At 42.4% G+C, this 22,502-nt stretch carries 16 protein-coding genes and 2 pseudogenes; 9 read left to right on the forward strand and 9 right to left on the reverse strand.

Features of this window, described 5'->3' with window-relative positions:
• Positions 1–341 precede the first annotated feature (341 nt).
• Together V7K62_RS15550 and V7K62_RS15555 are read right to left on the reverse strand one after the other, a co-directional pair.
• Positions 342–524: pseudogene (locus tag V7K62_RS15550) on the reverse strand (hypothetical protein); the annotation flags it as partial.
• Positions 525–531: 7 nt separating this feature from the next.
• Entirely contained in the window at positions 532–804 is a 273-nt protein-coding gene (locus V7K62_RS15555; protein WP_334865398.1) for a hypothetical protein, read from the reverse strand.
• Positions 805–866: 62 nt separating this feature from the next.
• Between V7K62_RS15555 and V7K62_RS15560 the strand changes: the two genes are divergently transcribed.
• Both V7K62_RS15560 and glgX read left to right on the forward strand, forming a co-directional pair.
• Positions 867–1,046: a hypothetical protein gene (locus tag V7K62_RS15560; RefSeq protein WP_334865400.1), complete on the forward strand. Its 180-nt coding sequence runs from the start codon at positions 867–869 to the stop codon at positions 1,044–1,046.
• Between the two features lie 269 nt (positions 1,047–1,315).
• On the forward strand, positions 1,316–3,442 hold the full coding sequence (glgX, locus tag V7K62_RS15565) for a glycogen debranching protein GlgX (RefSeq protein WP_334865402.1): 2,127 nt from the start codon (positions 1,316–1,318) through the stop codon (positions 3,440–3,442).
• A gap of 335 nt (positions 3,443–3,777) precedes the next feature.
• Here the strand turns inward: glgX and V7K62_RS15570 are convergent, their stop codons facing one another.
• From V7K62_RS15570 to V7K62_RS15585, 4 genes are all read right to left on the reverse strand, one after another.
• The gene (locus V7K62_RS15570) at positions 3,778–4,008 is read right to left on the reverse strand and encodes a tetratricopeptide repeat protein (RefSeq protein ID WP_334865404.1); all 231 of its coding nucleotides are present in this window, start codon (positions 4,006–4,008) and stop codon (positions 3,778–3,780) included.
• A gap of 168 nt (positions 4,009–4,176) precedes the next feature.
• Positions 4,177–4,512: a cytochrome c6 PetJ gene (petJ, locus tag V7K62_RS15575; RefSeq protein ID WP_334866009.1), complete on the reverse strand. Its 336-nt coding sequence runs from the start codon at positions 4,510–4,512 to the stop codon at positions 4,177–4,179.
• 362 nt (positions 4,513–4,874) lie between these two features.
• On the reverse strand, positions 4,875–5,369 hold the full coding sequence (locus V7K62_RS15580; protein WP_334866011.1) for a GNAT family N-acetyltransferase: 495 nt from the start codon (positions 5,367–5,369) through the stop codon (positions 4,875–4,877).
• Between the two features lie 163 nt (positions 5,370–5,532).
• The gene (locus V7K62_RS15585) at positions 5,533–6,705 is read right to left on the reverse strand and encodes an RpoD/SigA family RNA polymerase sigma factor (RefSeq protein WP_334865406.1); all 1,173 of its coding nucleotides are present in this window, start codon (positions 6,703–6,705) and stop codon (positions 5,533–5,535) included.
• A gap of 805 nt (positions 6,706–7,510) precedes the next feature.
• On the opposite strand from V7K62_RS15585, the gene priA reads away from it, so the two are divergent.
• From priA to V7K62_RS15600, 3 genes are all read left to right on the forward strand, one after another.
• Entirely contained in the window at positions 7,511–10,102 is a 2,592-nt protein-coding gene (gene priA / locus V7K62_RS15590; RefSeq protein WP_334865408.1) for a primosomal protein N', read from the forward strand.
• A gap of 1,086 nt (positions 10,103–11,188) precedes the next feature.
• On the forward strand, positions 11,189–11,509 hold the full coding sequence (locus tag V7K62_RS15595) for a hypothetical protein (protein ID WP_334865410.1): 321 nt from the start codon (positions 11,189–11,191) through the stop codon (positions 11,507–11,509).
• A 1,222-nt stretch (positions 11,510–12,731) separates the two neighbouring features.
• Entirely contained in the window at positions 12,732–15,050 is a 2,319-nt protein-coding gene (locus tag V7K62_RS15600) for an Ig-like domain-containing protein (protein ID WP_334865412.1), read from the forward strand.
• Positions 15,051–15,070: 20 nt separating this feature from the next.
• Here the strand turns inward: V7K62_RS15600 and V7K62_RS15605 are convergent, their stop codons facing one another.
• The 3 genes and pseudogenes from V7K62_RS15605 to V7K62_RS15615 form a co-directional block, all read right to left on the reverse strand.
• Complete coding sequence (locus tag V7K62_RS15605) at positions 15,071–16,582, reverse strand: ATP-binding protein (RefSeq protein WP_334865414.1); 1,512 nt, start codon at positions 16,580–16,582, stop codon at positions 15,071–15,073.
• Entirely contained in the window at positions 16,579–17,262 is a 684-nt protein-coding gene (locus V7K62_RS15610) for a response regulator transcription factor (protein ID WP_334866013.1), read from the reverse strand. Before V7K62_RS15610 ends, V7K62_RS15605 begins: the two co-directional genes overlap by 4 nt.
• A gap of 40 nt (positions 17,263–17,302) precedes the next feature.
• Positions 17,303–18,562 (reverse strand): annotated as a pseudogene (locus V7K62_RS15615) (RNA-guided endonuclease InsQ/TnpB family protein).
• 93 nt (positions 18,563–18,655) lie between these two features.
• On the opposite strand from V7K62_RS15615, the gene V7K62_RS15620 reads away from it, so the two are divergent.
• The 4 genes from V7K62_RS15620 to aspS all read left to right on the forward strand — a co-directional run bounded on the left by V7K62_RS15620 (position 18,656) and on the right by aspS (position 22,455).
• On the forward strand, positions 18,656–18,784 hold the full coding sequence (locus V7K62_RS15620) for a hypothetical protein (protein ID WP_334865416.1): 129 nt from the start codon (positions 18,656–18,658) through the stop codon (positions 18,782–18,784).
• 257 nt (positions 18,785–19,041) lie between these two features.
• Complete coding sequence (locus V7K62_RS15625) at positions 19,042–19,308, forward strand: hypothetical protein (protein ID WP_334865418.1); 267 nt, start codon at positions 19,042–19,044, stop codon at positions 19,306–19,308.
• A gap of 209 nt (positions 19,309–19,517) precedes the next feature.
• Positions 19,518–20,288 carry a hypothetical protein gene (locus V7K62_RS15630; RefSeq protein ID WP_334865420.1) on the forward strand — a complete coding sequence of 257 codons (771 nt, stop codon included), beginning with the start codon at positions 19,518–19,520 and terminating at the stop codon, positions 20,286–20,288.
• A 379-nt stretch (positions 20,289–20,667) separates the two neighbouring features.
• On the forward strand, positions 20,668–22,455 hold the full coding sequence (gene aspS / locus V7K62_RS15635; protein ID WP_334865422.1) for an aspartate--tRNA ligase: 1,788 nt from the start codon (positions 20,668–20,670) through the stop codon (positions 22,453–22,455).
• Positions 22,456–22,502: the final 47 nt, after the last annotated feature.

Raw genomic sequence — 22,502 nt, forward strand, 5'->3', positions numbered from 1 at the left:
GCTTTAGCCATAACCCACCATATAGCGTTTCCCAATCCCATGAAGTAGATCAGAGCCACCTCCTCGCTTGCTCTTAGGGGGTTGGGGGTGGGGTTCTTGTACCTGACTCAACCGAGAACCACCATATTATACGGCGGTGCGTCGTTTTTACCACAAAAATGTTGCGAAACCTAACACCCTACCCTTATAGGAAAGTGAGGTTTTCCAAATCATCTGAAAAGACATAACAATACACCTCTTGCAAAAGTCCCTAACACCCCAATGCTTTGGCGGGGTGGAGTTTTTATTTTAGATTTATGCAAGAGGTCTAATGTAGAGACTTTGCACTCTACATTTAATACCTAAAAATTGGCACTTAAACCTACACGAAAAGTAAATCCAGGGCTATATATGCGATTAACTCGTTCATATTGCTCACCTAGTAAATTTTCTAAGTAAACTGTTAGTCCTAAATTGCTAGTTAGAGGTATGCGCCCGCTCAAATCTAAATTCACAAAAGACGGTGCAAAATCTGTAGGCTTGTCAGTAGAGTTATTCTATAGAAATGTCTGCATCATCGCTCGGAGTTTGCTCTGTTTCTGGCTGAGTTTCTTCTGGATTAACTTGAATCGGTACAGATTGTTGAGTTAATAATTCGGCATTAGTGGCGGGTAGCTCAATGTCACTCAAACTCGGAATATCTGAAATGACTTCCGTTGATTTATTAGTATTTCTCTGCTCAATTTCACTCTCAACCGCATAGCTAGGAAATGCTATCAGTAAACTCGGTAAAGCAACTGTTAGCAACAAAAAATCCTTTTTCACTTTCTCTTTCACACTAAGTAAAAACAGTCACTACGTAGTATTGTTGCTGTAATAGTAAAATCGTGTCAAAAGACACGCTGTCATATTTCTACAGTTCAGATGAGACTGTCGATCAATTCACTATAGAGTTAAACCCTAGAGCGATCGCAATTGAAGAAGGCAGGATGGGACAAATGATTGATAATTTGGTGCTACAGAGCCTTACCCTGTGCCAAGCTGACGCAACAGTGAGGGTTAATTAAACCCTTGCTTTTTAGGGTTGGCGCAGCCCGTCGTAGGCATCGCTTTACTGAAACAGATCGCGCAGCGTGTCGCAGACAGGGCAGTTTTCCTCCAGCCTGTTGCCCTCTGCCTTAATTTTTAACACTTAAGGAATAGAGATTTATATTACTAATGATAGAGCAAAGAACATTATTTAGAAGTTAGATTGTAATGTTAGTGATTTTAACTAATTATTCAAAAAAATCGAAGTCAATTATTTGCCGAAAAACTAATTATTCAAGATTTACTTATGTATGTAGCTTTATGGCCGGGGAATGTATATCCTTTAGGTGCAACTTGGGATGGGAAAGGAACGAACTTTGCTTTATTTTCGGAAAATGCAACAGGGGTAGAGCTTTGTTTATTTGATAACGATGGCGAAGAGATTCGCATACCTTTGACAGAAAAAAACAATTTTGTATGGCATGGTTACTTACCAGGAGTTGGCCCAGGTCAAAAGTATGGGTTTAGAGTGCATGGGATGTGGGCACCGGAGGTAGGTCATCGATTTAATCCAAACAAACTATTAATTGACCCCTACGCTAAGGCAATTGACGGTGAATTTAGTAATGATCCCTCTCTCTTTGGCTACTCTCTAGACGCTGAGGAAAAAGACTTAGTTTTTTCTGAACTAGATGATGCCAAAATAATGCCCAAGTGTGTTGTGGTCGATCAATCTTTTGATTGGGAAGGCGATAAACTGCTTGCTACACCTTGGTATACAACTGTTATTTATGAAACTCACGTCAAAGGTTTTACTAAACTACATCCAGCTATTCCAGAAGAGTTGCGTGGCACCTATGCCGGGTTAGCGCATCCTGCTGCAATTCAACACTTACTGCAATTAGGAATTACAGCAGTTGAGTTGATGCCAGTACATCACTTTCTATCTCATCCGGGACATTTAGAAGGAAAAGGATTAAGCAATTACTGGGGCTACGATTCCATCAACTATTTTGCTCCCTATTCTAGTTACAGTGCTAGTGGGACTGCGGGACAACAAGTCACTGAATTCAAGCAAATGGTCAAGGCACTACATTTTGCCGGAATTGAAGTGATCTTAGATGTAGTCTACAACCACACTGGCGAAGGAAATCATTTTGGGCCAACGCTATCTTTGCGAGGTATTGATAATTCTGTATATTACCGTTTGATAAAGGATGACCCTCGCTACTACATGGACTTTACAGGCTGCGGTAATTCTCTGAATGTGCGTCATGCTCAAGTTCTGAAGTTAATCATGGATAGCCTGCGCTATTGGGTAATAGAAATGCATGTAGATGGCTTCCGCTTTGATTTGGCCTCGGCGCTAGCGCGGGAATTATATGAGGTAGATAACCTATCAGCTTTCTTTGATATTATTCATCAAGACCCAATCTTGGCAGATGTGAAGCTGATTGCTGAACCTTGGGACTTAGGAGAAGGCGGCTATCAAGTTGGGAACTTTCCACTGCGTTGGTCTGAGTGGAATGGTAGATATCGGGATACAGTCAGAGATTTTTGGCGTGGTGTAGATGATAGTTTAGGACAATTTGCTTACTGTTTTACCGGTAGCCCTGACCTATATCAAACAAACGGGCGCAACCCAAATGCAAGTGTTAATTTCGTGACTGCTCATGATGGTTTCACGTTAAATGATTTGGTCAGCTACAACGAAAAGCATAACGAGGCAAACGGGGAAGACAGTAGAGATGGTGAAAGCCATAATAGATCGTGGAATTGTGGTGTAGAAGGCGAAACCGACGATACAGAAGTAATGCGTTTGCGCGAACGGCAACGACGAAACTTTTTAGCAACCCTAATGCTATCTCAAGGTGTCCCAATGCTATTAGAGGGAGATGAAATTGGCTGTAGTCAAAAGGGAAATAATAATGTCTACTGCCAAGACAATGAAATTTCCTGGCGGCATTGGGATTTGCATAAAGCGAACTCGGATTTACTAGACTTTACACGTGAACTAATTAACTTTCGCCATCAGCATCCAGTATTCCGACGACGTAAGTGGTTTCAAGGTCGCCCCATCCACGGTTTCGGCATTAATGATATTGCTTGGTTTAATTCTGATGGCAGTGAAATGACTGAGAAGCAGTGGCTAGTTAGTTATGCCAAAGTAATGGAGATTTTTTTGAATGGGCAGGGAATTGCTACTCCAGGGGATCGTGGTGAGCGGATTATTGATGAAAGTTTTCTGATATTTTTTAACGCTCACTACGAGTTACTTGAATTTGCTTTACCCACTGAATTTAAAGAAAAGGTATGGGAGATAGTTGTTGACACTAATGAACCTCGCTTTTTAGATCGAGGAAAATTAGTTTCCGGCTCTCAAAGTGTACCAGTTACAGATCGCTCTCTGATGGTGTTACGCCTTATCAGTTAGCAGTATGAGGAGAAAAAATACTCAACTTTATAGAAAGAAAAATACATTTTTATTTCTATAAAGTTGCTAAAATGCCTCAATAATTTTTACTCGTAACTCTAATTAGAAAACGCAGAGCTTCATTTACTGCTTCCGAATTAGGAAACATTTCTGCAACATCAGGTTCTAAAAAAACTGTCAATTTTTCAATACCTGCATAGCGCTGACAGTCCTACAAAAGAGCGATTTCTGTTACAGACGAAATTTGTTGTCGCAGATTCTTCAATAAATCTAAAGTTTTTTCGTAGGCAACTCTCTTTCCTTGATGTTCATAGTACTCAGATGCTTTTTGCAGATCAGCGATCGCTATAAGCTACAGCAAAATCTTTCTTAAGTTCAATCGCCTGGTTGAAATTCTCTATTGCTTCCTGGTAATCACCGCGCCGCATCTTATCTACACCCAACTCTAAGAAATTACCCGCTGTAATTTGAGTAATTAAAATGGGTGAAGAATGTGCAGGTAAAGTCAAAAAAGTCAGACGTAAAACAATAATTATACTGAGAAATAATTGCCAGAAATCACTCATAATACCAAATTAGTATATGTAGTATTGTTTGATATTCTTGGAACAATCTTTTTGTCAAGACTCTAATCCAAAATTGGTATAAGCATCCTATTTGATAATTTCGGCATCAACAAAATTAGCGGGACAAAAAGCCCCGCAAATTGTTAATTTTTGAAGTTAGATTTTAGTCTACTTCCAGTCCTTATCTGCTTGTGAAAGCACATAAGCAGTCACATCTTCAATCTGGTTAGATTTTAAACGACTGCCGAAAGCAGGCATGGCATTTTTACCTTTTGTAACTTGGGCGATAATCGCCTCCGCTGAGTACATACCATACTTTTCTAAAGCGTCCTTTTTCAGGTTCTTCGCAGCTTGAACCAGATTCTTACCTCCCGCGTGACAAGAGGCACAATTGGCACTAAATACTTTAGCTCCACTAGCAGCATCTGCTGCCAATGCTGGTCTACTGAAGGCAAAGGTGAAGATTGCTATGCCTAACAGTATGACTGTAATCATTTTTTTCATTTCGTGTTCTCTCTGCAATAACGGCTTATTCGGTGCAATATCCTCCATAATTGTCAGTTGAGCCGCTACCATAGTCAAACGACAAGCTGTCAAACTTCGCTTTATTAAATAAAGTTTTTCGATTTTGAATCTTCGGGGTTTTAGATTTAGGGTTGTTAGCACAGAGCGATATCTAACGAGAAGGTGCTTCTTTACGAAATACCTGAGCTTGCTTATTTGCAAGAATGTACATTTACGCTGATGAGTAAAATACAAATTTATCTATTTTTGAATATTTTATCAAAAAATAATTAAAATTTAAGGATGAAATATTAAAGATGAAAATCGTCCTCTTTCATCCTTTATACTTCATCCTTTGTTTTTTATTTGACCGAGCCTAATTGAGTAAGTACATCTTCTGTAACGCGACAAATTCGCCAATCATCTAATATAGATGCTCCCATACTACGGTAGAATGCTTGGGCTGACTCGTTCCAATCTAAGACACTCCACTCTAATCGTCCACAATCGCGTTCTACAGCTATCTGAGCTACTTTAGTTAGGAGAGCCTTACCAATACCTTGTCTGCGATATTCTGGTAAAACAAATAAATCTTCCAGATAAATTCCTGGCTTAGTCAGAAATGTAGAATAATTATGAAAAAACAGCGCAAAACCAACAGCTTGACCCGCAGATTCCGCTAAGATTGCCTCTATATACCTCCGCGAACCAAATAAATGCTCCTGAAGTGCCAGAGCATTGCCAGCGATCGCGTGAGATAATTTTTCATATTCTGCAAGTCCCTCAATTAATTTAAACAGTACGCTGCAATCGTCTGCTTGGGCAAAACGCACAATCAAATTGCTACCCGAAGTCATTAGTCTATAGTCCATAGTTTATAGTCCATAGTCTATAGGCAACTGGGCAATTTTTTTTGAGTATTGACTAAATAAGAGGCGAAAAAAGCTACAAAACGCCTGATTTTTGCGAATTGCAAAGCTAATTAGGCAAGGGATTGCATCTCTCTCTTAAGCAATGTAATTAAATCAACCAACCTTTTAAGCGTTTGGCTATGTGAGGACGGCGTAATTTCCGCATCGCTTTGCTTTGAATTTGACGCACTCGCTCACGAGAAAGATTAAACATATTGCCAACTTCTTCTAAGGTACAGGGTTCGCTGGTTGTCAAACCATAACGCAGAGAAATCACATCTTTCTCTCGTGGAGTTAACACGTCACCCAAGACTTCCCAAATCTCCTGACGCATCATGTTTTCATTCATTTTTGCTTCTGGAGACAAGTTGTCTTCATCTTCTAGCAAATCCATCAACTCTGTGTCTTCTTCTTTACCGACACGGTGGTTGAGAGAAAGTGCTTGTCGCCGTAGCTGTTGTAGCTGGCGTAGTTGTTGCACACTAATTTCCAAAGATTCTGCCATTTCGCCTTCCGTAGGATTGCGACAGAGTTTTTGTTTGAGTTCCCGTTGGGCTTTTTTCAGCTTGTTAAGCTTTTCAACAATATGTATAGGAAGCCGAATTGTTCGCGCATCGTTAGCTATAGCTCTGGTAATGGCTTGTCTAATCCACCAATAAGCGTAAGTAGAAAACTTATATCCTTTATCAGGATCAAACTTTTCGGAAGCGCGATTTAAACCCATTGCTCCTTCCTGAATTAAATCCAGAAAAGGCACCCCCCGATTCAGATATCGCTTGGCAATAGATACTACCAATCTCAAGTTCGAGCGAATCATTTTGCGTTTAGCTACTCTCCCTTGATACAAGCGACTTTCTAGTTGCTTTTCCGTCATTTCTAGCTCGGAAGCTACTTCTAGTTTGCTGGGTTCATGTTCCAGTTTTAACTGTAAAGCAGCTTCTATTCCTCTAACTTCCTCTAGAAACCTGACTCGCCGCGCTAACTCTACTTCTTCATCAGCTTTTAAGAGCGGATAACGCGCCATTTCCTTAAAAAATGCGCCGACAGCATCATCATGTTCGGTTTTGTTGTATCCCGAAGGACGAGCCGCCGCCATATCATCTCCATCGCGTTCGTCTGATTCCAGATGTTCGACTACAATTGGAGATTCTTCTTCTGCTACTGCATTTAAACTATCGAGTGATGGTTCTTCAATATCAGCAGCATTCTCCAGTATTTCCATTTTTCCCAATTCAACAATATTCATAGTTTCCTTTAGGGATTGTTGCTTTGTTTGGTACATAATTTATTTACACCTACTCGTTTGAGGCTTGGTAGTTTTCCCTAATGGACGATGCACCCGTAAAGAATAGCGAAATACAGGCTGATGCTAATTTATCTACATAAATAAAAATCGGCATCTACCTAGCACCTATAGGTTACAGTGATATACAACCTATAACGAAACTTACCTTAGCACCCAACAAAACTTTCTTCTCAGATTCCCAACAGATATATTCTTCATTTTTTTCGGAATTATCAAATATGTCAAACCCCCTCAAACTTTCTCAACCTTAACAAATATAAAAATCTCAGTTAAATATCCAAATTTCTTAAACTTTCATATATTTTTCTAAATATTTTTAATGTCTTAGGCGTTGGAGGTTACTGGATTAAAAGAAAACCTACTACTGGCTTTACGCACTCCCGATTTGATTTAAAGTTCCCTACATGATACAAATTACAAGAGTGGCAGCTTAATTTTGGGATGATCTTACTTTGTATAAAAGCATCTCATAAGCAGAAAGAGTTGAATATCTACCGATAGGCGGAAAAAGGCTACTCCATATTTAGTAGATAGAGCAACTGTTGCAGCAAGAGCCGACATGCTTTGATTTGTATAGTGGGTACCAAATATTTATTGCATGTATAGTTGATACGAATTTGTCTAGTAGATTACATAAGAGGAAAATTATCAAGTATTATGAAGAATAACAGTATTGAGAAATACCATTTAAATTTAAGAAAGCGAAAAATTAGAGTTTAGTTAGCTAGGTTGATTTTGGCCAGCTATGTGAGGAAAATATCTAACTATAAAGTCAGCAAGTATGTATATTAATGACATAAAATTATCTCCTTTAGTGGTGGCAGAAGCGAGTGAATCATACAAGTCAGGTGTAACTGTTAATCGGTGGGTTGAAGTATTGGTAGACTGTCCAGGAAGTACAGGACTATTTACTTATCGATTGCCAGCCCAGTTAGAAATAAAACCAGGGGATATTTTGAGCGTGCCATTTGGGGCACAACAATTAGGAGCGATCGCAATTCGGTTACTGGCACAACCAAATATCGATTTACCACCAGAAAAAATCCGGGAAGTAGATGATATAGTCAGCGTTGGATTTTTCCCAAGTGCTTATTGGGAATTACTCAACCGAGTTGCTGCATATTACTATACGCCGCTGATTCAAGTGATCCGGGTTGCCCTGCCACCAGGGTTGCTGGGGCGATCGCAGCGTCGTATCCGCCTGGTTAGAGGCGAGGGGGCAAGGGGAAGTAGTTATTTGCTGGCATCTGCCGATCCTTTAGCTTTTTTGACTCCAACTGCGCGGCAAGTTTGGGAACTTTTGCAAGGGCAGCCAGTGGGGGACTACAGTTTTGTCTATCTTCAACAAAAAGTCAAATCTGCTTATCGGGGAATTCGGGAATTATTGCGATTTGGTTTAGTAGAAAGCTACTTAGAACCGCCACGACTAACTCGACCCAAGTTGCAAAAAGCAGTCACGCTCACAGGTACAATTGACCATGAGTTAACTACTCGTCAACGAGAGATTTTAGAAGTGCTACGACGACATGGTGGGGAGTTATGGCAAAATGAATTGTTGCAAATTTGCAATGCTAGTTCCTCTATTCTCAAAACGTTGGCACAAAAGGGTTACATCGTTGTTGAAGAACGGGAAGTATTACGAACTGAACAAGGCCCAGCAATAGTAGGCGATGGCGCTAAATCTTTAACTGCTGCCCAAGCTAGCGCCTTAGCGACAATCCAGACACTAGATGGATTTGCTGAAGTTTTATTGCATGGGGTGACAGGTTCGGGAAAAACCGAAGTATATTTGCAAGCGATCGCACCTCTCCTCAACCAAGGTAAATCTGCCCTGGTTTTAGTCCCAGAAATTGGACTCACACCCCAGCTAACCGATCGTTTTCGCGCCCGTTTTGGTAATAAAGTCAGCGTCTATCACAGCGCCCTCTCAGACGGTGAACGTTACGACACTTGGCGACAAATGCTCACCGGAGAACCCCAAGTTGTCATTGGTACCCGTAGCGCCGTTTTTGCTCCTTTGCCCAACTTGGGTTTAATTATTTTAGATGAAGAACACGATAGCAGCTTTAAACAAGACTCCCCTATACCCACCTACCACGCCCGCACCGTTGCCCAGTGGCGAGCCGAATTAGAAAATTGCCCCTTGGTGTTGGGTTCCGCTACGCCTTCATTGGAAACTTGGGTAAGCGTCGTCACCTCACCCCCTAGCCCCCTCTCCGCAAGCAGAGAGGGGGGACAAGAAGGAAGTCTTAACTCTTCACTCCTGAATCAGAAGTCAGGAGGTAGGAGTTATTATTTAAGTTTGCCTGAGCGCATCAATTCCCGCCCTTTGCCGCCGGTGGAAATCGTCGATATGCGGCAAGAGTTGCAGCAAGGAAATCGTTCTATATTTAGTAGATCGTTGCAAACAGCTTTGCAAGAGCTGCAAGAAAGAAGACAACAGGGAATTTTATTTATCCATCGCCGGGGACATAGTACTTTTGTATCTTGCCGCAGTTGTGGATATGTGTTAGAATGTCCATATTGTGATGTTTCGCTGGCGTATCACCACACCGAAGAAAAAGCGCCGGAATTATTGCGGTGTCATTACTGTAACTATGGGCGATCGCACCCCAAATTTTGCCCTGATTGTAGTTCCCCTTACCTAAAATTTTTCGGTAGCGGTACTCAACGGGTAACTCAGGAACTCGCGCGACAGTTCCCAGAGTTGCGCTTGATTCGTTTTGATAGCGATACCACCCGCAACAAAGGCTCACATCGTACCCTACTTACGCAGTTTGCCAACGGCGAAGCAGATTTATTAGTCGGTACGCAAATGCTCACCAAAGGTTTGGATTTACCACAGGTGACACTTGTGGGTGTTGTCGCCGCCGATGGATTGCTAAATTTATCAGATTATCGCGCCAGTGAACGGGCATTTCAAACCTTGACTCAAGTCGCTGGACGTGCTGGTAGAGGCGAAGATCCGGGTAGAGTGATTGTGCAGACTTATACTACAGAGCATCAGGTAATTGCAGCAGTGCGATCGCACGATTATCAGTCTTTCTCTCAAGCTGAGTTAGAACAACGCCAAGCACTCAATTATCCTCCTTATGGGCGGTTAATTTTGTTGCGTTTAAGTAGTCTCGACCCGATTCAAGTGCAAAATACGGCGCAAGTTATTGCTACAGCCTTGAGTACAGAAGAAGAATTCGAGATATTAGGCCCAGCACCAGCGAGTATTTTACGGGTAGCTAATCGTTATCGTTGGCAGATATTGATTAAATTTGCCCCCGATGCCTTACCACAATTGCCAGATTGGGAAGAAGTGCGATCGCTTTGTCCTTCCTCTGTAAGTTTAACTATTGATGTAGACCCCATCAATATTATGTAATCGTAAACTACTACCCCACCCACTAGCGCACTCACAAATAAAGCTGATTTGCTTAGTAATTGAGTCTATCTATGCATAATCCACCCTCAGATAGATGAAGTTAATTGCAGCATCATCTATCAACAAAAAAAGCTGAACTTATCGCTTAATTTATACAACTCAACCAGAAATCAAACGCTTGTAAATACTCGATTTCAAACATCTGGTTGTTATGCTGTTATTTATATAGCAGTTTTCATTTGTATGAAGTACAAAACTAGGAGTTTTGAGGCAGGAAGCAGTTCGCGGAGCGTGTCGCAGACAAAGCAGAAGGTAGAAATTCTTTATATCTAATGCGTGAGTCCTGCATTTTGTACCTTACCTTACTTACTTGCAAACTGTTGTAAGACCAATTACGGCAAGCTATAAAAGCTTTTTGGCAAGAAGTTACACAATTATCAAATCAATCCAGGTTTTTAAGTGAATACTTTATTAAGCAATTTAATGCTGCACTCAAGACATCTAAAACCAGATTGCAGCCAACAGCTTATTTTCATAACAACAATCAAGCACTTCATGAATAGCAGGCATAGTTGTCCTAGCTGTTCAACTGTTTTACTCCGCCATATACGCTTGGGAGGGCTTTATTGGCGTTGTAGCTCATGCCATCAGGAGATGCCAGTTTTTTGAAGAGGAATGCAGAATTCCGAATCAAGATGCTCACGGATTCGCTACCCCTGCGCTATCAGCGAGGGATTACAGACCCAGCAATGATTGTTTCGCGCTTGGGTCAATGTTAGTGCGTCTGTCTACGATACGCTGTTCGCGAACGTCGAGAAGACCACCAAATTTTCTTGTTTTGTGGGGGTCTTAAACCCAGTTATTTATTCTCACTTCTGAATTCTGTTTTATAAGTAGGTAGACATAATTAAATATAAAATAAACTCTTAGTTTGTAGTGAGCGATTTATCGCTCAGAGCAAGGATTATCAGGACTAAAGTCCTTACTACAAACTTGAAATTTATTTATGCCTAGATACTTAAACAAGACTGGAAGAAGCAGAAGTAGATCCTAAAAATTTTTTCTTTTCAATTAGGTTGCTAAAAAATGTCGCACACATTAATTAATTTAACATTGCCAATCGTCATTCAAGAAATTGAGAATGTCTTGGATGAGTACCCTGAAAATCCTTATCAATTAGCCTTTTCAATTCATGAATTGCGGCAAAAGCTAATTGCCCACATTTTAAGTCATGTCCCTAATCGCTATGTAGTCGAAGAGGTGCAGGAATCATCTAGTCACCCTAAAGTTTACTACTCTTCCCCTTTAAAGGAGCGGCTACATCTGGAAACGGTCGTTCATGGAAGTATTCTGCATATCCTGCGCGAAAACGCTGATTGGCTGAGTCACCATATTCCACATATTTGAAGTCAAGAAGCAGGCGAGTCATATCATGTTCGCCTGATTACTTACTTAAATCCGAAGAGAAGAACCCCACCCCGCCAAAGCTACGCTTCGTCTCCCCTCCCCGCAAGCGAGGAGGGGATTAAGGGGTGGGTGCAATGACAGTAGAAATCATAACTAATTATCCGAACATGATATCAGTGGGCGCTTGTTTCTTCCCTAAATTCTTACACCGTTCTTGACACTCCCCCCTTTTCTAAAGGAGGGAGTGTCAAGTTCGCAATCTTAGACCAAAGGTTTAAAACTACAGGGATAAACGGCAATCCCACTATTCCCTCTATTTTCTCGTTCCCATGCTCTGCATGGGAATGGCTGATTAGAGGCTCTGCCTCCAGTTATACATTGAGTCTCTGACTCAATGAATGCATTCTCAGTTGGAGACTCTTAACGAGTCAAGCCAAATCACGCAAGGTTTTTAGGACTTGTGTGTACACCGTAGCCGATGCTTTGGGGAGGGGAGCGTTTGCTTTACTCAAATGCGGGGTGGGGTTCTTTCTATGCCTCTTCATATAGAAATGGTATCAGATAGATGAAGTGAATCGCATTATCATGTTCTGACAAAGTTAAAGCATACATATTGAAAAAGTTTTTCATGATTTGCTGCCAAAGTTACTTGCATGAATGGCACTAAGTTAAGATACAGCCCTTGCCCTAACTGGTTCCCAGCCTCTAGGCTCTTAACCCATCCTGGGAGGGCTGCCGCCTCCTCTTTCTTGAGGAGAGGCAGCAGCCCTCTCGGAATACATTCCCAGTCTTAAGACTGGGAACGAGGCGACACAAGCCTTTGGGCTTTTCTTAGTGCTATTCGTTACTTGCATATTGACAGCACAGACAAAAATGAACTCTGCCAGCAGCAATTAAAGCTTTACGGTAATAATACGGTGATAATTGTGAAGATTTATTAGTTTTTACGTAATCATACTGTGCCAAGTTGAGGAATTAGAAAGTTCTCTTAAAAAAGAAGTTCAGTATTTATGTAATTTCAAGTATTGACTAAATAATTTTTACACAGTCTGGAGAAATGGGTTCCCTGGCAATACTGCGTAGGTTTTGGCTAAAAAATAAAAATGTGTAGGCTGGGTTTCGTTCCTCAACCCAACCTAAGAACGGGGTTTGTTGGGTAACGCTCAAGCTCAACCAAACTTACGAATATTCAAAACCTACGCAGTATTGGGTTCTCTGGGACTTGCAGTCATTACGTTCGTTTCTAGCTAGTCAAGGATCGCCAGGAATAATCATTGCAGATACTTGGTCAATGTCAATGGACTACTCACGTATTAACTACAACCACAACGGCAAGGTATATATGATGTACAAGATCAAACCCCAAATACTGCTATTAGCAATTGTTCAAGGGATTACTTTTCAACCAAATAACGCTCCTGTACCATCTGGATATATTAAAGATATTGGTCAAGCCTACAGTGATACTAGAGGCTTTGGTTGGGTGCGTGAAGATAGCTTAGGCAATACTACACCCACTCCCCTTGATATCCAACTCAATACACGCGATCGCTACCAAAGTGGCATTGATCAGCGACTAAATAGACTGATTCATCTGCAATATCCGGCTAACATTTCGGGAATAGCAGTGAAGATACCTGCCGCTTGGCAATATGCTGTATCTAATGGTTCCTACAATGTGACTGTTAGCGTCGGTGATGCTAGTAATACTATAGATAGTAAGCACCAGATTAATATAGAAGGTACGGCTGCTATTTCTGGCTTTGTACCCACGGCAACCAAAAAGTTTACCGCAGTTACCCGAATTGTTGATGTTGCTGATGGCAAGCTGACAATTGATGCTAAAGGTGGTAAGAATACCAAGCTCAACTATATTGCGATCGCACCAGGTAATCGGCCCTCGATCAGAACGACCAATCCGAATGATAGTCAGACAAATGTGTCGCCAGATATCTCGATTACAGCAGACTTAAATCTCCCCAACAGTGGGATTGCGGTTAATAGTATTTCCACCTCAACCATCAAGCTGATCGATTGCAGTACTAATACGCAAGTCAATACCAATTATAACACTTCCGGTGGCACAGATGTGATTGTAGTATCCCCGATAAATCATCTCAAGAATAATACCAAATATTTGTTACAAATCACCGACGGGATTAAAGATAGCAATGGTGCTGCATTCTTACCCTATAGCATTAGTTTCACAACAGGCATCTTTGTGAACCCAGTAAGCAATATTACTTTTGAGCAAATTTCATTAGCGAGTGTACCTGTCAAACCTTACACCACAGTATTGATTGGGCCTGATCATAAACTCTATGCTGCCACCTTACTAGGTGAGATTTTGCGTTTCCCGATCAATGCTAATGGCACCCTGGGTACGCCACAAACAATTTCCTCATTGCAGACTGCAAATGGTGGGAATCGAACGATCATTGGTATGCACTTTGATCCCTCATCAACAAATGCTAGCAACCTAATTCTCTGGGTAACAAACAACTACTATTGGAATGGAACTGTTGATGCTCCAGAGTGGAGTGGTAAAATTACTCGGTTGAGCGGTACCAATTTAGAGACAGTAAAAGACTATGTGGTTGATTTACCACGTTCGAGCCGGGATCATCTAACCAACAGCATTGAGTTTAAGCCCAATGAGCCAAATGTGCTGTATGTGTTGCAGGGTAGTAATAGTAGTACAGGCGCACCAAACAGTGCCTGGAGTAATCGTCCTGAGAAATTGTTAACTGCTGCGGTATTACGAGTTGACCTGTCCAAAATCACCTCACTTCCTTTAAGCGTTAAGACGGAGGATGGAGGTACTTATAACCCCTTTAATGAGGGAGCGCCTGTAACTATCTTTGCTAGCGGTATACGTAATGCCTACGATCTGGTTTGGCACACTAATGGTCAGTTATATGCGCCAACGAATGGTTCGGCGGCTGGTGGCAATACGCCAAATACACCTATGCACCTACCTCTCGCCTGCCAAAACCGTATTGATAAAGCTACTAATGGGGCTTATATTAGTCCATCTGTGCCTGGTCTTAGCAGTCTAGGCACGCAGCGAGACTTTCTATTTCGCGTTGTTAAAAATGGTTATTATGGTCATCCCAATCCTCAGCGTTGTGAGTGGGTGTTGAGTGGAGGAAATCCCACAGCTGGTACAGACTCAGTTCAGATAAATGAATATCCCATTGGTACCCAACCTGACCGGAATTGGAAGGGTATTGCCTTCGATTTCGGAGAGCATTTTTCACCGAATGGCATTATTGAATATCGTAGTAATGTTTTGGGTGGTCAGCTGCAAGGCAAACTGCTGGTGACACGCTACAGCGTTGGTAAAGACATCATTGTGCTAACACCAGGTGGCCCAAACTTGGATATTGTAAATTTCCAAACGGGTATTACTGGCTTCACTGGTTTTAACCCAAGTCCATTGGATTTGGTTGAGAATCCCACGAATGGATATCTCTACGTGGCGCAACTCTCTCAAGAGACAAGCATAGGCAAAATTACACTTCTGCGTCCAGTAAAATAATATCGATACCGAGCGATCGCTCAATTCTGCAACTTCACCGGTAAGGTGAGGGTGAATGCTGTTTGACCAGAAGATGTTAAGTCAAGAGTGAGGTCGCCACGATGTGCCCTGGCAATTTCTCGGGCTAGGCTCAGTCCTAGTCCGATTCCTTCTATTTTGCGGTTACGTGAGGGATCGCCGCGATAGAAGCGGTCAAATAGGCGATCGCGTTCGCTTAGTGGAATATCTTTTGATGCATTGATAATGGTAACGTGGAAATTTGTTGGAGTTTGATCAGTGCGAATCTGTATCCAGCCGTTGGCGAGATTGTATTTGATGGCATTACTGAACAGGTTTTGCAAAACTTGAATTAAAAGATCGCGATCGCCTTTTACTCTCAGCCCATCAGTGAAGTCAGTTTGCACAGTCAACTGGGGAGCTAGCATTTCCACATCTTCTAGCATCTCCATCAGCAACTCAGACATATCCACCTCAACCAGATACAAGCTCATTTTTCCCGCATCTGCCAGAGATAGCAACAAGAGTTTCCGCATAATTCCACTCAGGCGGCGCACCTCATCTAACAAGTTGCTTAAGCGCTGTTGTACTTCACTACCGGGTTCAACCTGTTGTAGTGTTCGTTCTAGTTCACCTTGCAAAATAGTCAGTGGGGTTTTCAGTTCATGGGCCGCGTCACCACTAAAGCGGGAAGCTTGGGTAAAACTGCGTTCCAAGCGTGACAACATCAGGTTAAACACCTGAATCAGTTCGACAAATTCCACATCAGTTGTCCCAATCGGAATCCGCTGATCTAGCCCTTTGACAGTTACCTGTTGAATTACGCCTGTTAATTGCCGGATGGGACGTAATGCACCACCAGAAACCAACCATGCCCCCACCGCAACCAGTAGCAGCGCTCCCGGAATTGAAACCAGGAAGATATTGCGAATAGTAGCCATTTCTTGATCTACGGCTTGCAAGCTAACGGCAATGGCAATCTGAGCATTGGGAAATTTAGCTGCCCCAATTCGCCAGACTGCTGTTGCTGTCTGCTCAGTCACAAATTGAGGTGGGCGTGGACGAATCAGGGGCGGCGGCTCGAAGGATGGATTTCTATTGGAGGTTAAAGGTGGTGGTTCTCTTTTTGGGGACGGTGCTAGAGGTGTCAACTGGAGACGCGCCAGTAACAGACGATTCACCTCAACGTCGGCAGGTAGGGAGTTTGATTGATAAAGTATGTTGTTATTTGCGTCCAGCACTAGCAGGGCGACGGGGGTTTTTGTATTGGTTCCGAAGGCATAAGATAATGAATCTTCGTAAAACTGCCATCGCGAGCTTTCTCTTCTGGGAGACGCTGCGCCAACGGGAGGTTCCTCTCGCGGCGGGAAGTTCGGAGTTGCCCGCATCAAGTGATTTAATAGTTCTGCATCCAGGCGGCTAATCTTAGCATTGTAAATCTGAAACCAGGAAACCGCACCAAATCCGACTAATGTGCTGCCAGCTAGAGCCGCAGACAACAGAGCAAGGCGGAGTCGAAACGAAGGGAGTTTCATAAGGAAGAATCTGGCTTGCGAAATCGATATCCAACTCCTCGAATGCTTTCAATCCAGACTGCTTCATCAATGGGGTCAATCTTTTTACGAATTCGCTGGATACAAACATCCACGACGTTGGTGTTGGGGTTAAAGTCGTAGCCCCAAACGTGTTCCAGGATTTGAGTACGAGTGAAAACCCGTCCGGGAGAGCGCATGAGATATTCCAGAAGATTAAACTCGCGGCTGGTGAGTTCTATCGCCTGGTGATTGCAAGTGACTTCCCTAGTGATGCGATCGAGTTTGATCGGCCCAACGCCAAGCAGATTTTGGCGCTCGCTCACACTCCGACGCACAACCGCATGAATTCTAGCCGCTAACTCTTCCACAAAAAACGGTTTAGCGATATAGTCATCCGCCCCCAAATTTAGCCCTTGCAAGCGATCGTCTAGTTCATTCCGAGCCGTCAACAAAATCACCGGAGCATTCCGACCTTGCCGCCGCAATAGTTTTAGAATCGATAATCCATCCTTTCCCGGCATCATAATGTCGAGTATAATCACATCATATTCGTTGTCTAATGCCCGCAGATATCCGTCATCACCGTTATCGCAGTAGTCTACAACAAATCCCTGCTCCTTTAGCCCAGCCCGGACAAAGTTAGCAATTTTCGCTTCATCTTCGACAAACAGAACGTTCACAAGCATTTATCAATTCATATATTCTTCTATTGTGACGTACCTACACTTCCTGAGTACAGGTAAGTGTAGGCTTCTCAACGACTCTTCTATGAAGACATTGGTTGAGCTTTGAGGGCGTGCGTCCCACGCGCCTTTATAATAATCGAAGCATTCAAATCTCGGCACAAACTGATATGACACACAGGGCAGTTGTGCATTCTTTGAGATAATGGTTTTTTAACTTTGTTACCACAGCTAGAACATTCTTGACTTGTATCCTTTGGGTTTACAGCTATTACTTTTAAACCAGCGTTTTCGCGAAAGTGTCCACGGGGAGTATCCCTGTGGCGCATTTCGCGGCTTTGTTTGAAAGTATGGTTACGAATTGCCCCCAACCAGCATCATTAATACTTTTAGCTAGTCTTGTTTTAGCGAGTCCTTTAATATTTAGTTTTTCGATTGCAACAACGTCATACTTTTTGAGTAATAAGTTAGCTGTTTTAAAGTGGAAATCTTTCCTAGTATCGGCAACTTTCTTGTACTGCTTACCCAATTTTTGAATAGCTTTTTTACGTCGGTTAGACCCTTTTTTACGTCTTGATACCTTTCGCTGTGCAGACTTTAATTTACGTTCAGCTTTCCGCAAATATTTTGGTGCTGCAATTCTGGTATAGTCAGAAGCAACATAAAAATCTATCAACCCGACATCAATGCCAACAATATTATCAGGATTAAAATCAGGTTTAATTGTTGGTACTGTCTGATCATCAAGACTTAGAGTGACATAATAACCATCTGCTTTTTTAGTGACAGAAACAGTTTTAATATCAAATCCTTCTGGTATTTGACGATGAACAATTACTTTAATATCACCTATTTTTGATAGTGTTACCTTATTTTTGACAAAATGATGACGATTAAATTGAGGATAAGTGAATGTTTTGTATTGACCTTTACCTTTAAATCTAGGTCTACCAGACTTCTTACCATTGACATCACCTTTTAACCATCTCTCGAAAGTTATCTCAACTTTTTTAGGAACTTCCTGTAATACTTGAGAGTGAATCTCTTTGTACCAAGGTCTATCTATTTTTAGTTGTGTTAATGATGCTTTCTGACTGTAATAATTGGGCCTGTTTTTTAACTCTGGTAAATGACAAATTAATGGGCATCTATCAATAGGACAACGATTCATTTCATCCCAGTCAAATCTTTGGGCAAGCAAATAATTATATTGATAACGCAACATTTCTAGCGTTTTATCAATTTTTTCTGACTGCAATGCAGTTGGTTTGATTTTGTACTGATAGGAAGTTTTCATTTGTTTACGCAGTGTTTTTCGACCTACAGATACTATAACATGATGTGTATCCATTGTGTAACCAGAATGAAAAACAAACAATTAAGACTGAGAATGTCTGAACGCCGTTTTAATAAGCTTCAGAAATACGCAGTTTACACCGACAAAACCATGACTCAAGTAATTGACGAACTTATTGACTCTTTGCCAAATATAGAAAATGGCGATTCCGACGCTCGATGACTCGCTAACGCTGCGCTATCCTCGACCCCTTGCCCTCTCAAACCTACAGTTTGATTTTGTTAGGGGGCGACTCGTTATCGCCCAAAAATTCATCTCATCACCTCCCTACGGGTAGGTGAGAGGCTTCTTTTTGTTTTAGCTAAATTCATTATTTTTTGTTCAAATTACAAAACTGTAATTTAGAAAATAGGCAAGCTGTAATTTGGAGGTGGCTCAATTAGAAATATGAACACCCTAGCTTTTGAAGGTTGATTTTTATGAATATTCGTCGAGTTTTAGCCGTAGCCGCAATTCCTTTTTTGATTGGTACATTCGGATTTGTTGCACCCAATCAGGCAAATGCCGCTAATCCGTCTCATCGGAACGCAGAGATTTCACAACAACCCAACAAACCGCAAGTATCTGATAAAAAACCACAAGTCAGACATTCTAAACCCCGTCCACATCAGAAAAAGCATACTCCCCAACCTCATAATCAGGGCGCGGTTCAGGTTCAAAACCGGGTAGAACACAATAATCGTTAATTAACAATTCGTAATTACGTTATGGATTACGTTAGCGACGCAGGAGCGTCATTACGAATTACGAATTACGAATTACGAATTACGAATTACGAATTAGTAATTATTATTGAAGCACCCCTGCATTTCGCCTGGCCCTCAACCGCGATCTCGTCCGGGCAGGTTGTCATTTTAAGAAGACTTAATTAGAAATATAAACCTTTGGAGATTTAATGATGAATATTCGTCGAATACTAGTGGTGACAGCGATTCCTGTTCTGGTTGGCACATTTGGTTTTATTTCACTCAATCAAGCAAATGCCGCTAATCAATTCGATCAAATTGCACAGGCACAACAACCGCCCAAGCAACCATCAAACGAACAGCCGCGCCCACCCAGACCTGATTTTGCTGCTGCGGCCGCCAAGTTAGGCGTTACAGAAGCACAGTTAAAGGCGGCGTTGGGAGTTCCTGCCAATCCGACAAATCAAGGCGATCGCAATCAACGCCCACCCAAACCTGATTTTGCTGCTGCGGCCGCCAAGTTAGGCGTTACAGAAGCACAGTTAAAGGCCGCGTTGGGAGTTCCTGCCAATCCGACAAATTCAGGCGATCGCAATCAACGCCCACCCCGACCTGATTTTGCTGCTGCGGCCGCCAAGTTAGGCGTTACAGAAGCACAGTTAAAGGCGGCGTTGGGAGTTCCTGCCAATCCGACAAATTCAGGCGATCGCAATCAACGCCCACCCAAACCTGATTTTGCTGCTGCGGCGACAAAGTTAGGCGTTACAGAAGCACAGTTAAAGGCGGCGTTGGGAGTTCCTGCCAATCCGACAAATTCAGGCGATCGCAATCAACGCCCACCCAAACCTGATTTTGCTGCTGCGGCGACAAAGTTAGGTGTTACAGAACAACAGTTGATCGACGCACTAGGTGTTCCACCTGATGCTCATGGCCATGGCGGAGCCTCTCCCCAAGAAAATCTTCCTAATCAACCAAAATAGCGATCGTAAAATCCGGCGATCGCTAGTAATATCACAATACGCTTGGGTTAGAGCCAAAAACCAAAACCAGCGTAGGTTGCGTTGAGAAACGAAACCCAACATTTTGCAGGGTTTGTTGGGTTTCACTTCGTTCAACCCAACCTACAATTATCCTTAACTGAACTGTATTGAGTAATATCATGTCTGCTTAAACCCGAAGAACCCCACCCCGCCAAAGCTACGCTTTGGCTCCCCTCCCGAAGAGCGAGGAGGGGATTAAGGGTGAGATTATTTGATTTTTTCTTTCACCAGAACTACTACAATTACTATTGATGCTAGATAATGGGAAGGCTTTGACATTTTCTTGCCAATCTAGCCCCGGAAACAATAACTAACACTTATGCGAACTCACTATTGCGGCGAACTCCGAAAAGAACATATTGGAGAAACTGTTACCTTTTACGGATGGATAGACCGTCGCCGCGATCATGGTGGTGTGATATTTTTAGATTTACGCGATCGCTCTGGAATTGTCCAAATCGTCAGCGATCCGCAACGCACCCCAGATTCTTACGAACATGCGAACGCCCTGCGAAATGAATATGTTGTCGAAATCACTGGTAGGGTAACACAACGTCCCGAAGAATCGTTGAATACCCGCATCCCCACAGGCGAAGTAGAAATTTACGCTGATAAAATTGAACTCCTGAATGCTGTTCGCAAACAGTTGCCTTTCCAAGTTTCTCTAGCTGACACCGAAACAGTACGGGAAGACTTACGGCTGAAATATCGTTATTTGGATTTGCGACGCGATCGCATGGCGCAAAATTTGCAACTGCGTCATCAAATTGTCAAAGCTATGCGTCGTTATTTAGAAGATTTGGAAGGTTTTATCGAAGTCGAAACCCCAATTCTTACCCGTTCTACCCCAGAAGGGGCGCGGGATTATGTTCTACCCAGTCGCGTCAATCCTGGTGAGTGGTATGCTTTGCCGCAATCACCCCAGCTATTTAAACAATTGCTGATGGTATCCGGCTTAGATAGATATTATCAGATTGCCCGTTGCTTTCGTGATGAAGACTTACGTGCCGACAGACAACCAGAATTCACTCAGTTGGACATGGAAATGAGCTTCATGTCTCAAGAAGAAATTATCGAACTGAACGAGAACTTAGTTTGCCATATCTACAAAACAGTTAAAGGCATTGAGTTACAGCGCCCTTTCCCCCGTCTCACTTATGCTGAGGGGATGGAACGCTACGGTAGTGATAAACCAGATACACGCTATGGTTTGGAATTAGTTGATGTCTCAGATATTGTCAAAGATTCTAGTTTCAAAGTCTTTCGGGACACTGTTACCAATGGTGGTATCGTCAAAATTTTGCCCATTCCCAACGGTAACGATGTAATTTCTAATGTCCGGATTAAACCAGGTGGCGATTTATTTAAAGAAGCCAGCGAAGCCGGTGCTAAAGGTTTAGCTTTTATCCGCGTCAGGGATGATGGCGAAATTGACACCATTGGGGCGATTAAAGACAACCTCAGCATTGAACAAAAACAAGAAATTTTGCGCCGTACAGGTGCAAAAGCTGGACATTTGCTGTTGTTTGGGGCAGGGGAAGCTGCTACAGTTAATAAAACTTTAGATAGATTACGACAAGTGATCGCTAAAGAATTTGGCTTAATTGATCCAGAAAAAATTAACTTGCTCTGGATTACAGATTTCCCGATGTTTGAGTGGAATGCTGACGAAAAGCGCCTAGAAGCACTACACCACCCATTTACAGCACCGCATCCTGATGATTTGAGCGACTTAAAGACTGCACGCGCCCAAGCTTACGACTTAATACTCAACGGCGTAGAAGTTGGCGGCGGAAGTCTGCGGATTTATCAGCGAGAAATTCAACAGCAGGTGTTTGAAGCGATCGGTTTATCTCCTGAAGAAGCACAAAGTAAATTTGGCTTTCTCTTAGAAGCATTTGAATATGGTACACCGCCGCATGGTGGCATTGCCTACGGTTTAGATCGTTTGGTAATGTTGCTAGCTGGAGAAGAATCCATTCGGGATGTCATTGCTTTTCCCAAGACACAACAAGCACGTTGTTTGTTAACAGATGCGCCTTCGAGTGTAGATGCTAAACAGTTGAAAGAATTACACGTTGCTTCGACTTATAAACCAAAGTCTTAGGAACTTGGTGGATTACTAGAGAAAGTAGTCAGCATACGGAGGCGCGG

Source organism: Nostoc sp., assembly GCF_036917935.1.
Classification (GTDB): Bacteria; Cyanobacteriota; Cyanobacteriia; order Cyanobacteriales; family Nostocaceae; genus Nostoc.

Coding starts and splice junctions, on each gene's coding strand:
- glgX (WP_334865402.1), top strand. CDS start 1,316: ATGTATGTAGCTTTATGGCCGGGGAATGTATATCCTTTAGGTGCAACT.
- V7K62_RS15570 (WP_334865404.1), bottom strand. CDS start 4,008: ATGAGTGATTTCTGGCAATTATTTCTCAGTATAATTATTGTTTTACGT.
- petJ (WP_334866009.1), bottom strand. CDS start 4,512: ATGAAAAAAATGATTACAGTCATACTGTTAGGCATAGCAATCTTCACC.
- V7K62_RS15580 (WP_334866011.1), bottom strand. CDS start 5,369: ATGACTTCGGGTAGCAATTTGATTGTGCGTTTTGCCCAAGCAGACGAT.
- V7K62_RS15585 (WP_334865406.1), bottom strand. CDS start 6,705: ATGTACCAAACAAAGCAACAATCCCTAAAGGAAACTATGAATATTGTT.
- priA (WP_334865408.1), top strand. CDS start 7,511: ATGTATATTAATGACATAAAATTATCTCCTTTAGTGGTGGCAGAAGCG.
- V7K62_RS15595 (WP_334865410.1), top strand. CDS start 11,189: ATGTCGCACACATTAATTAATTTAACATTGCCAATCGTCATTCAAGAA.
- V7K62_RS15605 (WP_334865414.1), bottom strand. CDS start 16,582: ATGAAACTCCCTTCGTTTCGACTCCGCCTTGCTCTGTTGTCTGCGGCT.
- V7K62_RS15620 (WP_334865416.1), top strand. CDS start 18,656: ATGTCTGAACGCCGTTTTAATAAGCTTCAGAAATACGCAGTTTACACC.
- V7K62_RS15625 (WP_334865418.1), top strand. CDS start 19,042: ATGAATATTCGTCGAGTTTTAGCCGTAGCCGCAATTCCTTTTTTGATT.
- V7K62_RS15630 (WP_334865420.1), top strand. CDS start 19,518: ATGATGAATATTCGTCGAATACTAGTGGTGACAGCGATTCCTGTTCTG.
- aspS (WP_334865422.1), top strand. CDS start 20,668: ATGCGAACTCACTATTGCGGCGAACTCCGAAAAGAACATATTGGAGAA.